This is a genomic window from Peribacillus phoenicis (genome assembly GCF_047238085.1).
In the GTDB taxonomy this organism is placed as follows: domain Bacteria; phylum Bacillota; class Bacilli; order Bacillales; family DSM-1321; genus Peribacillus.
The window spans coordinates 1025663-1038885 of sequence record NZ_JBDFMF010000001.1; the positions used below are offsets into that span (position 1 = coordinate 1025663).

Below are 13223 nucleotides of genomic sequence, written 5' to 3' on the forward strand. Positions count from 1 at the left end.
GAGGTCATGTTGCATAAAGAAGACTTTTTACAGTTATCACAAGACCAAAAAAGGCAGTACCTTTTAGAAATGCGAGAGAAGCTATCTATAAACACTCAATCTAGTTACAAGGATATAAAAAAACTTAAATATCCAAGACTGAGAAAGAATGATAACGATAGATTTAATTGTTTTCCTTTAACTGATATTCAAGAGTCTTTTCTAATAGGGAAATTTTACGGAATGAGTCAGGATACAATAGGTTGTCACATTTACTGTGAATTTGAGAAAAAGGATCTCAATGTCCAAAAGCTAAAACAGTCTTGGATGGAATTAGTTCACCATCATGAAATGCTTCATACCATAATTAATTCATCAGGTGAACAAAGCATTTTGCACGAAGTACCAGCTTTTGATATGCCAGTTCATGATTTGAGGATGGTCGATAATGACACCATTGAAACCCATAAACAAAAGGTTCGTAATGAACTTTCTCATAAACTATATGAAGCAGGTCAATGGCCTTTGTTTGATCTTCAGTTCTCGCTACTCCCTGATGAGAATGTTCTCATTCACTTAAGTATTGATGAATGGATTGTAGATGCAGCGAGCGTGGATTTACTGCTAGATCAATGGTATCAGTTATATCATGATTCCAGCTATGAGTTACCAGACCTAGATGTGTCATTTAGAGATATGGTCATGGCTTGGAAAGAATTTGAACAATCCGATGTGTTTAAACGCGATCTAAATTATTGGATGAATAAGTTAGAGGCGGCTCCAGGGGGGCCGTCCCTCCCTCAGGGGAAGCCACAATTAAAGAAGGGATTTTCTTATGTTCCACGGTATCGTTTGACAGGAGAGCTAGAGGAAGAAAAATGGAAAAAAATTAAACAAAAAGCTAGGGAACTAGAAGTCTCCCCAACCGTTCTTTTATTAACCTTATTTTCTCAAGTATTAGAGGAGTATAGTGATTTGCCTTCTTTTTCACTCATACAAACCTATTTTAACCGACTACCTCTTCATCCAAAGTTGGATCAAGTAGTTGGACCTTTCATCTCCACGAACATTTTTGTGGCGGATCAACGTTACAAGGATTGGAAGCAACAGGCTCAGGCCAATCAAAAACAGGTTTGGGAAGACTTAGATCATAGTTCGGTCAGTGGTATTCGTGCTATGCGTGATTTACGAGCCAAGCACAAAGATAAATCAATCCCCAATTTTCCAGTCGTCTTTACAAGTATGTTAAATAACGTAGGAAAAGTAGGTCAAGGGCGACCAAGTTGGTTCCATTATATGACGTATAACATTACGCAAACACCGCAGGTGTACCTGGATCATCAAATATCAGAACGCAATGGTGTGCTTCACTTTAATTGGGATGTAGCGGAAGGATATCTTCCTCGACCGTTAGTGGAGGAGATGTTTGGGAGATATGAACGTCGCTTACGGGAAATCATCTTGGAAGACCAAATGGTCGTATCATCCACAACGTCTTCTTCATTTGGACTTACGGATCTCCAACAAACTTATGTGGTAGGGCGTCTGCAGGGAGAAAACAAACAGAGTTGTCAAATGTATCAAGAATTTCAGGTTAGACAGTTAGATGTTTCTCGTCTTCAACAGGCCTTGCAACAACTCATTGAGCATCATGGGATGCTGCGAGCTATTGTACATGACGATGGAACGCAAGAAATTTTGACCCAAGTACCTGCCTATAAGATTCCAGTAAACCTAGCTCAAAATGCTCATCAACTGGATGCACATATTCTACAGGTTCGTAAGGAATTGCAGAATCAAGTATTTCCATTAGGAAAGTGGCCGCTTTTTGACCTTCGGGTCACTCAAGGTGTAGAGCTCTCATATGTCCATTTATGTACCGATGCATTGATTGCGGACGGGGCAAGTTTGTTCTTACTGTATCAACAGCTTATAGCTCTCTATGAGAATCCAGAAACCAAGCTCTCTCCGTTGGAAGTTTCTTACCGGGACTACTGTCAGTACATAAACGAGCAACGTCAATCAGCAGAAGGACAAAAGGCACGGGCGTATTGGGAGGAGAAGATGGCAACCATCGTTCCAGGTCCCATCCCTTCCTTAACAAGCGAATCGTCTCGTTCAACCATGCAAGGAGTAATATCGGACTGGAGAGCCTTGAAGGAAAAGGCAGCCCGTTGGGGCGTAAAACCTGGGACGGTCCTACTAACAGCTTTTCAAGAGGTATTAGCCACCCACTTTGACCATGCTTTCACCACGGTAGTGGTGAATTGGGATCGTCCATTTATTCATAAGCAAGTGAACGAATTGATAGGGGATTTTACTTCTCTCAGCTATATTGAGTCCCTTCCAACTGAACAATCTTTCTTACATAGAGCCCGAGTCAATCAAAAGGAATTGGAGGAGGATCTCTCTCATCACCTAGTGAGTGGGATGCATGGACTCCGGAAGCGTGCGATGGGCCGTAAAGATGAAGGATATCTTTCCTTCCCTATTGTGTTTACGAATCTTGTGGAAGATCAGGAAATAAGCCTCCCTTCGGGATGGGAGATGGGGTATAGTAGCTCCAAAACGCCAGGTATTTACTTAGATATGATTCCAGTCGAAAAGAATGGTGTTCTTCATTTTCATTGGGACATGATGGAAGGGCTGTTTTCGCCGGCTGTTAAACAGACACTGTTTACCCATTTCAGTGAACGATTAGCTGAGCTTGCTTCTGATGAAGAGAACTGGAAGGAAAAACCATTGAGAAGACATTCAGATACCTTTTCTACGATTCATGAGTGGTTTGAACGCCAAGTGGAGCTTTATCCGCAAAACCTTGCGCTCAAATGGAATCATGAAGTAATGACGTACCAAACTCTCAACGAGCGATCTAACCAATTGGCACGGTACCTGCAGTCGAGGGGGGTAGGACCTGAAGTGATGGTGGGTATTTGTGTGGAACGCTCACTAGATATGATGGTCGGAATATTGGGAATTTTAAAAGCGGGAGGTGCTTATGTACCGCTAGATCCGGCCCATCCAAAGGATCGCCTTGCGTATATCTTGGAGGACTCGGATGTTTCCTTGGTAATAACCCAAGAAACCGTGCTTTCCTCGCTTAAAGAAACGAAAGCCGCACTCATTTGTTTAGATCGTGATCAACACTTTTGGTCTTCGAAAGCTGTCACGAATTTCCATGTACCTGTGGCCACAGATGGCTTAGCTTATGTCATTTATACATCTGGCTCAACTGGGAGACCGAAAGGAGTGTTGGTGACCCATCAAAACGTTATCCGTTTGATGCACGAAACGGAAGAGTGGTACGACTTTAATGAGCGGGATACTTGGACACTTTATCATTCTTACGCCTTTGATTTTTCCGTTTGGGAAATTTGGGGAGCCCTTTTATATGGAGGGAAATTGATAATTGTTCCTTATAAGACAACTCGAACCTTTGAATCATTCTATGAGTTACTCGTGCAAGAAAGGGTCACAGTCTTAAACCAAACGCCGACGGCGTTTCGCCAGCTAATGAGGGTAGATGAGCAGAACGAACGCTCTACATCTCTTGCTTTACGTTATGTCATATTTGGAGGAGAAGCACTCGATCCACGCATGCTTCAAGGCTGGTTTGACCGTCATGGTCATCAAAAACCGCAGTTGGTGAATATGTATGGGATCACAGAAACTACCGTGCATGTGACCTATCGTCCCATTACTAAGAAGGATATCTATTCGTCAAATAGTATAATAGGGACTCCTATTCGAGATCTTCAGGTCTATATATTGGATGAGCACCTTCAAACTGTGCCGAGAGGGACTGTAGGTGAAATGTATGTAGGAGGATTAGGTGTAGCAAGAGGCTATCTAAATCAGGACCAACTGACAAAAGAACGGTTCATTCCAAGTCCATTTCACCCTATGGAACGTCTCTACAAGACGGGGGACCTAGCCCACTATATGGAGAGTGGGGAGCTAGCATTTGTGGGTAGAAATGATAATCAGGTTAAAGTACGAGGCTTCCGAATTGAATTAGGGGAGATCGAAGCAGCATTAAAAACCAATGAACTTATAGAGGATGCAGTAGTTACAGTAAAAGATGACTTGGATGATCAACAGATTATTGCCTATATTGTCGGTGATTATTCAGCATCCACACCTTCTATACGTCAGTATTTACGGAACTTGCTTCCAATTTATATGATTCCTAATTTAATTATTCCAATAACTGAAATTCCGCTTACCGTAAATGGGAAGCTAGACTATAAAAAGTTACCAGAGGTTATAGTAGATAAAAGAATGGATAACCAGCCTTCTGATTTAGAAGATAAATCGGTAATTAATAGTTTTATAGAAGTTATGAAAAGAGATGTGAAACTCTCTGATAACCTTTTTGATTTGGGTATTACTTCCATTACCATTGTTAAAATTGCTCAAGCTATTCAAGGTAATTGTGGAGTATCTGTACCTGTTGAAGTGTTTCTTGAAAGTAAGGATATTAATGAAATTATAAGATATGTCCATAACAATCAAACTGTAGTTTTAACTGAACCATCTTCGGATATTTCATATACTCAATATTTAATACAAATAATTGAGGAAATTACTTGCACAAGGATCACTGATGAGAACGATGATATTTTTAATTTAGGTGTTACTTCACTAACTATTATGAAGCTATCACAAAGGTTTAAAGAGGAAAAAGGTATTCACTTACCCGTAGAAGCTTTCTTAGAAAACCCTACTATAACAGGGATATCTACATATATTACCCAGAATACATCTGTACACCCTGAGAATAATCAATTGGATATTGGTAATCAAGGACAAGCTTCTATTATTGAGTTGGAGAATATAGAATTTCAAGATCGTCACTATATTTCAAGACGAAACTTGTTACATGACGGTGAAAGTCATTCTTTCTCAATAGACAAACTTAGTGAGCTAATGAGCCTCCTTCGAATAAAAAATTTAGAGGGGCAAGATCGTTACTTATACCCATCAGCAGGAGGTAAATATGCTGTACAAACCTATGTGTTAATTAAAGATCGTATAGTGGAAGAATTAGAGCCAGGTATTTACTATTATCATCCTGAGAAGCATGGGTTGGTATTGATACAGAGAATAAAAGGTATTGAGAAAGATATCTTCGCGAAGAACGATCAAATTACTTTTGAAAACTCCAATGTATGCTTATTCTTTATAGCGCAGTTGGAAGCATTCATTCCTTTTTATGGTGAGGAGTTCAGTAAAGGTCTGGCGATTCTGGATGGCGGCTATATTAATCAGCTGTTATTAAGCCGTATGCCGTCACTTGATTTAAACGCAAAGGTAATCAATGCAATGAACTTCACACGTATAAGGAATCTCTTCCAATTAGATGATAATCACATGTACATCCATAGTATATGTATCAGTACTCCTGTAAAAAATAAGTCTGAGGATAAACATAATGTATCTGATATGCAGGATAGCTTAAGAAACTACCTTCTTAGTAAGCAACATGAAGTCGTACCTGTTGCAGATATGTCTAAGACAATTAAGTATACAATGAATGATCCTCAAACATTAGAGGAACTAATGGAGAAAAGGATTCATATTAGACGTGTGAAAACTAGGGAAGATATTTTCTTGCTGAAGGAAATTCCTATTAATGAGACAGACTATTATGTACGTGCTTCTCAAAGAACTTACGATAAGAGTCTAATAACGTTTTATAATTTCAGTAAGTTCTTATCGTTGATAAAGCCAAACACATCCTTTAAAAATCAATATCTATCCTATAATTTGCTGCCTGCTGGTTCCATTAAATTCTATTTATATATTAAAAAGGGAGTAATAAGTGGTATAGATGAAGGGCTTTATCGATATGATCCACTCAATCATAAGCTGTTACTTATCAGGCAAGAACTCTCTTTTGACATGGAGTATACTCATTCTCCATTTAATAGGAAACATTATAGAAATTCTGGTTTTTGTCTATTTGCCACTACAGATGTAAATGAAGTTGCTTATTTGTATGGTGATTATGCTAAACAACTTGCTCTCTTTGAAGTTGGAAATATTGGACAGTTATTAATGGATCGCCAAGCTGAATTTGATATTGGATTAGTTCCAATTGGAGGACATAATTTTGATAAAGTAAGAGCAGATTTTTCATTAGCTGACAATGAGATATTACTTCATAGCTTTCTTGGAGGTTCCTTGAAACATTCCCATTCAAGAAACAAAGAAGATCTCTTATCGTTAAAGGATTCAAGTCAGGTAGATTCCACTAAAAAACAAGAAGAAGTTTTAAATATCAAAGAAGGCAGCGGCGAGCAACGACCAGTTCTAGAGGATATCGCCATTATTGGTTTAAGCGGCCAATATCCAGATGCTATTAATATGGATGAGTATTGGAGAAATCTAAGAAGTGGTAAGCATAGCATCACTCATCTACCCAAAGAAAGATCTAAGCTGTATAACCTTCAAGTAACGAGCGATGGGTATAGAAAAGACCAATGGGCAGGTTATATTCAGGATATTGATCAATTCGATAGCATGTTATTCAATATTACCCCTTCTGAGGCAAGAAACATGGATCCTCAAGAGAGGCTGGCCTTACAAACTGTCTGGGAGTGCTTTGAGGATGCTGGTTATACTGCTGATTCTTTAAAGAACAAAGCACCAGAAATTGGAGTTTTTGTAGGTGCCATGTGGAATGACTATCAGAATTATGGAGAGAGTGAATGGGAGAAAAATCAGCAAGCCAAAGTAGCAGCCATACATTCTTCTATTGCTAATCGAATTAGTCATTACTTTGGTTTAATTGGTCCTAGTATTTCTATAAATACCTCTTGTGCTTCTTCTCTAACAGCCATTCATTTAGCTTATGAGAGTGTAAAAAGAGGAGAGTGTGATGCAGCCATTATAGTAGGAGTGAATCTGATATCGCACCCTTATCACTATGATTCATTACTTCAACAAGGTTTACTTTCTACCAATGATAGAAGTGCTGCTTTCTCTGCTGAAGGAACAGGATTAGTACCTGGGGAAGGAATAGGTGCCGTCTTAATTAAGCATGTGAAAGAAGCGGTTGATCATAAAGATCATATCTATGGAGTTATAAAAGGAAGCGTCATTAATCACTATGGAGAAGCTTCTCGATATGGATCACCAAATAAGAAAATGCAAGTAAACTCCATTCAAAGGCTATTGAATAAAACCGCAACACCTATAGATGCAATTGATTATATAGAATGTGCAGCAACAGGATCCAGTATGGCAGATGCCTCCGAGCTTAATGCTATAAAAGAGGTTTTTACAAATAAACATCTTAAAGTCGGTTCAGTTAAGCCTAACATTGGCCATTTGGAGTCAGCATCAGCCATGTCTCAATTATCAAAGGTATTATTACAATTTAAACATGGAGAAATTGCTCCCACTATTCATACGAAACCGGTTAATCCTTTTTTAATGTTAGAGGATGGACAGATAGAAATAATAGATCAGTTAACATCTTGGAAAACCAGTAAGCCAAAACATACAATAATAAGTTCCTATGGGGCCATGGGATCAATTGGACATCTGTTAATTAAGGAATATAGAAAAAATCATGCTGATACAGTACCATCTTCTCGTTCGGAGGTATGCTTATTTTCTGCAGAATCTAAAGATCAAATGAAAAGATATGCTGAGCGATTTATTTCTTTCTTAGATCATTCAGAGAAGGATGAGAACCTTCAAGATATTGCCTTTACTCTTCATGTTGGTAGAAGAGAAATGAAGGAAAGAATGGCTATCATCGCAGAGGATATAGCTGACCTTAAAAACAAACTAGAAGCCTATGTATCTCATCACAACAATATAAAAAATGTGTATGTAGGGACTGTTGATGGTAGCACGGAAAGAGGTCTATGGAATAAAGATAATTATGTCGTAGAGGATATCGCAAGTAGTTGGATTAAGGGATCAAAGGTAAATATCGAGAAATTTTTCGAGGATGGATACCGATTATCTTTACCGACTTATCCTTTTGAGCAGGTATCTCACTGGTACCAAAAGGAGACGATTCTACCACCTAAAGTAGCTGAGAAATCAGTTTTTGACCACGGAGAGATCAAGGAGTCGAACCTTCCCCCTGAAGGAGGGGATGGGGATGAAAAGTTACAGTACTACCTTCTAGAAGCTTTTTCAGAGATCACGGAAATTCCGTTGGATCGACTAAATAAGAGAACGTCCTTTGAGAGCTATGGAATTAATTCACTTTTAATTACACGCTTAAACGAAAAATTAGAAGTAGATATGGGCATTACATCAAAGACGTTGTTTTTCGAAAACCAAAATATTGAAGAGTTAGCTAACAGCATAAATAGAACTTATCATCAAAAGGTTTCTGAAAATGAGAAACCATCTGATAGAAAAAAAGATTCTAAAGAGCAGAAAAGTTCTTCCTCAGTAGGGGAGAATCTTAATGATCAAATTAGTAATTACTCTGATAGTGATCTAGCTATTATCGGGGTGAGTGGTAAGTATGCACAAGCAGATAACCATATGGAGTTCTGGGAGAACTTGAAGCTAGGAAAAGATTGTATTACGGAAATTCCAAAAGAACGTTGGAATAATGATTACTACTTTAATGAAGATAAACGTATTAAAGGTACTGTTTATGGAAAATGGGGAGGCTTTATAAAGGACGTTAAAAAGTTCGATTCATTATTCTTCAATATCTCCCCTAAAGAGGCAGAAAGAACAGATCCGCAAGAACGGCTATTCTTGCAAACTACTTGGGAATGTATTGAAGATGCAGGCTATACACGAAATTCACTGCAAAGAAAACATCAGGGGAATATAGGCGTTTTTGTAGGGGCTATGTATCAGGAATATCCTTTATATGGTTATTTAGATAAATACAGCAATAGTGAAAATGTGGCATTAGGATCTTCCGCAGGTTCTATTGCTAATCGTATTTCTTATTTCTTTAACTTCCACGGACCAAGTCTCGCAATCGACACAATGTGTTCTTCTGCATTGACTAGTCTACATTATGCAGCTCAGAGTATAAAGCAAAACGAGTGTGAAGTGGCTGTTGTAGGGGGAGTGAATTTACTATTACACCCTAACAAATACCTTATGCATTCTCAGATGAAAATGCTCTCTTCAGATGGACGTTGCAGAAGCTTTGGAAAAGGTGGAGATGGGTTTGTACCTGGAGAAGGGATAGGATCCGTTCTCATAAAACCACTCAAAAAAGCAATCCAAGATGGAGATAATATTTATGCCGTTATCAAAGGAACAGCTATTAATAATGATGGTAAAACTAACGGTTATACTGTACCAAACCCTAAACAGCAAGAGGATGTAATTAAAAGAGCGCTAGAGAAAGCTCAAATCAATCCTAGAACTATCACATATTTAGAAGCGCATGGTACAGGAACAGAGCTAGGGGACCCTATTGAAATTACTGGCCTAACTAATGCTTACAGAACTTACACTCAAGATAAACAATACTGTGCTATTGGTTCTGTAAAATCTAATATCGGTCATTGTGAGTCGGCAGCTGGCATAGCAGGTTTGACTAAAGTGGTTCTTCAATTAAAGAACAAACAGTTGCTACCATCTATTCATGCAGATGAATTAAACCCAAATATTAATTTTGAGGAAACTCCATTTGTTCTTCAAAGAGAATTCGAAGATTGGAAGCAACCAAAGGCAGTTATAGATGGAGTAGAACAGCAATTCCCAAGAAGAGCTGGCATTAGCTCCTTTGGTGCAGGAGGAGTAAATGCACATGTAATTCTAGAAGAGTATATACCAATTGAGCAAAAGCAGACGAAAGCAGAGGAAGAACAGCAGGAACAATTAATCTTATTGTCAGCCAGTAATGATAAAGAATTGAAACAGTATGCACTCAACCTTTTAAGCGTGTTAGGAAAACCTTTAGAACGTGCTTCTAAAGTAAAGGAAAAAGAAATTATACAATGCGTTGCTGGATGTCTCTCTACTCTAATAGATGTAGAAGTAAATAGTTTAGATATTAATGAAGAAGTTGGGCAAGTCCTTGATCCGTTGTCTTATAAAGAGTTAGAAGAGCAGCTAAAGCGATTATACGGTGAAAATATAGAGATACCATCTATTCTTGAAGAAATAAGCATTACTTCTATTGCTAAAAGTATCATGGAGTCTATGCAGTTAAGTCCTTCAGAAAATGAAGGTATAACATGTTCTCAAAGGTTGTCGTTTCGTTTAAAGGATATCTCCCATACGTTAAAGGTGGGAAGAGAACCAATGCATCATCGCTTAGCTCTAATAGTAGCTAATACAGATGAATTAGTCCACCAGCTGAGTACCTATCTGCAAGAGCCATCAAAGGTAAATAGATCTTCATCTATTATGATTGGAATTCAGCCGGATAAGGTTGACTCCATATGGGAAGAAAGCGAACTCAAGCGAGTAATAGCAAACTGGATTAAGGATAATAAGTTAAGAAAGTTAGCTGATCTATGGGTTAAAGGTGTGGACATCGAATGGCCAGATTCATTAGAAGGTTATTGTCGAGTAACTCTACCGACGTATCCGTTTAAAGGTCAAATTCATTGGCCATCCATTTCGGAAGATGTACGAGAAGAAAGAGCATCCAAGCCTGTAGGTAAATACAAAACTTTTGAAGAACCCTTAAGCAAAAATAAAAATTCATTAGGGTTAACTAAAGAATCTCCCCAAATCGAACATAATGTAAAGGAGTGTATAGAAATAATCAGTAAGGTTATAAAGTTGCCTAAAGAAAATTTAGATTTATCTAAGTCCTTTAGTGATTATGGGGTAGATTCTATAGCCATAACCGAAATATCAGAGGAAATAAAAGAACGTATTGCTCCAGATATAAGTGCAGTAGATTTCTTTGAAGCTACTACAATCGATGAATTTTTAAATTCCTTACCTTTAGAAAAAGCTTCTCCTCAAGCTGTTAATCAAGAAGTAACAACTATAGACAGGGAAGTGATAGAGGAAGAGGATAGGAAGAATCAGGCTTACAATGTTAAGCAGTTTAAGAATGATCAGAGAATAGATACACCTGTAAATGAACCTATCGCCATCATTGGAATGAATGGAAAGTTACCGGGGGCGGATACAATTAATGAGTTTTGGGAGTCTATTCGTCAAGGAGAGTCTCATATTAGCCTCATCCCTAAAGAACGTTGGGATTGGGAGCAGTACTATGGAGATCCCCTAAAGGATGGAGATTATACTGACGTAAAGTATGGCGGTTTTATCAAAGACATTGATAAATTTGATAGTAACTTTTTTGGTATATCGCCTAAAGAAGCTACATTAATGGATCCACAGCAAAGATTATTCTTAGAAACTACTTGGAAGACTATAGAGGATGCTGGTTATAAACCTTCTGATATTAACGGAAGCAGGACGGGTGTTTTTGTTGGAGTATCTAATAAGGATTATGAACATTTCCTAGCAGAACACAATGTGTCAGTAGAAGCTCACTTAGCTACAGGTAATTCGCATGCTATTTTAGCAAACAGAATTTCATATTTTTATAACCTTAGAGGACCAAGTGAAGCAGTTGATACGGCTTGCTCGAGTTCAATTGTTGCTATACACCGTGCTATAAAAGCTATTCAGTCAAATGAATGTGACATGGCATTAGCTGGAGGAGTAAATATCCTATTATCTCCTAAGAACTTTATAGCCTATAGAAAAGCTGGAATGCTTTCTCCAACTAATATAGTAAAAACATTTAACGAAGATGCTGATGGTTATATTCGCGGTGAAGGAGTAGGGGCAATATTACTGAAGCCACTAAGTATGGCGAAGGAAGATGGAGATCATATATATGCCGTAATTCGAGGAAGCTCAGTTAATCATAATGGTAAAGGCTTTGCCTTAACTGTTCCAAGTGCTAGTGCCCAAGCGGATGTTATCAAAGATGCTTGGCATAAAGCAGGTATTAATCCTTCTACAATCAGTTATATTGAAGCTCAAGGTACTGGAACGAAAATGGGCGATGCAATTGAAATTCGTGCAATTAAAAAAGCTTTTGAAGACATTTCTAGTTCTCCGCAGAAAAAATGCGGAATTGGAAGTGTGAAGCCCAATATAGGTCATCTGGAAGCGGCCTCAGGAATGGCATCCTTGTTTAAAGTAATTAAATCATTTGAAAACAAAATTATTCCTATGACAGCTAATGTTACAGAACTAAATAAAGAAATAGATTTAGTTGACACTCCATTTTATATTGTCGATAAAACTATTTCGTGGGATCAAAAGAATTCTAACAATGATGAACAGTTGCCAAGAAGAGCATCTATCCATTCGTTTGGAGTAGGGGGGACTAACGCTCACTTAGTCATTGAAGAATATGTTCATGATGATGTAAAAGTAGAGAGTGCTAATAATAAGGAACCCTTTCTCTTTCTTTGCTCTGCAAAAACTGAAGATCAATTGTTGAGCTATGTACATCAAATAAAAGAACATGTTAATCAAGATGAAAAAATTAACTTTGAGGATTTTATCTATACTTTGCATGTCGGGAGAGAATACATGGAAGAGAGAATTGCAATGATTGTAAAGGGAAGAGAAGATTTCCTTCATAAATGCAATGAATTCTTAAGATTACCCAATACTGTCTCTAGTTATATTTATAGAAGTTCCTTAGGTAAATCAGTAAACTCATTAAATTCTTCTGAGACTATAACCGTTAGTCCGGAAACTAAATCTCATAATGATTTAATGGATCTAGCTGATGCTTGGATTAACTTCGCCCATATAAATTGGAAAGAGTTTTACAAGGTAAGAGGGGTAAAACGAGTACCTGTACCTACCTATCCATTTAAAAAGGTAAAAAGATGGATAGAGCTACCAGCTATTACTAATAAGCTAAAAGACGAGGATAAAGTACAAGAGGTCAAGGTAGTTAGTATAGAAAAGCAGGTAGGAAACAAGCAAAACGATACTCCTAATGTTAGCTCTAAAATAGCAGTAGCTGTAGCAGATTTGTTGGGGTATGAGACGGAGGAGATACCACTTGATGTTTCTTTAATTGTAATAGGCATGGACTCCGTTACGGTTATGAAACTGCAATATATTCTTGAAAGAGACTTAAATCTATCTATACCACTTACGATGTTAAATAATAATCTATCAATCAATGAAATTTGTAATAATATCTTGGAATTAAAAAACCACCAAAATCCTTTGGATATAGAGAATTTAACTAGTGAACAATTGGATGATTTATTTTTAAGAATAAAATCTTAACTAGT

General features: G+C 37.8%; 1 protein-coding gene. It reads left to right on the forward strand.

Annotated features, from left to right (window positions below):
• Positions 1 to 6: 6 nt before the first annotated feature.
• On the forward strand, positions 7 to 13218 hold the full coding sequence (locus ABC374_RS05105) for an amino acid adenylation domain-containing protein (RefSeq protein ID WP_413016314.1): 13212 nt from the start codon (positions 7 to 9) through the stop codon (positions 13216 to 13218).
• Positions 13219 to 13223: the final 5 nt, after the last annotated feature.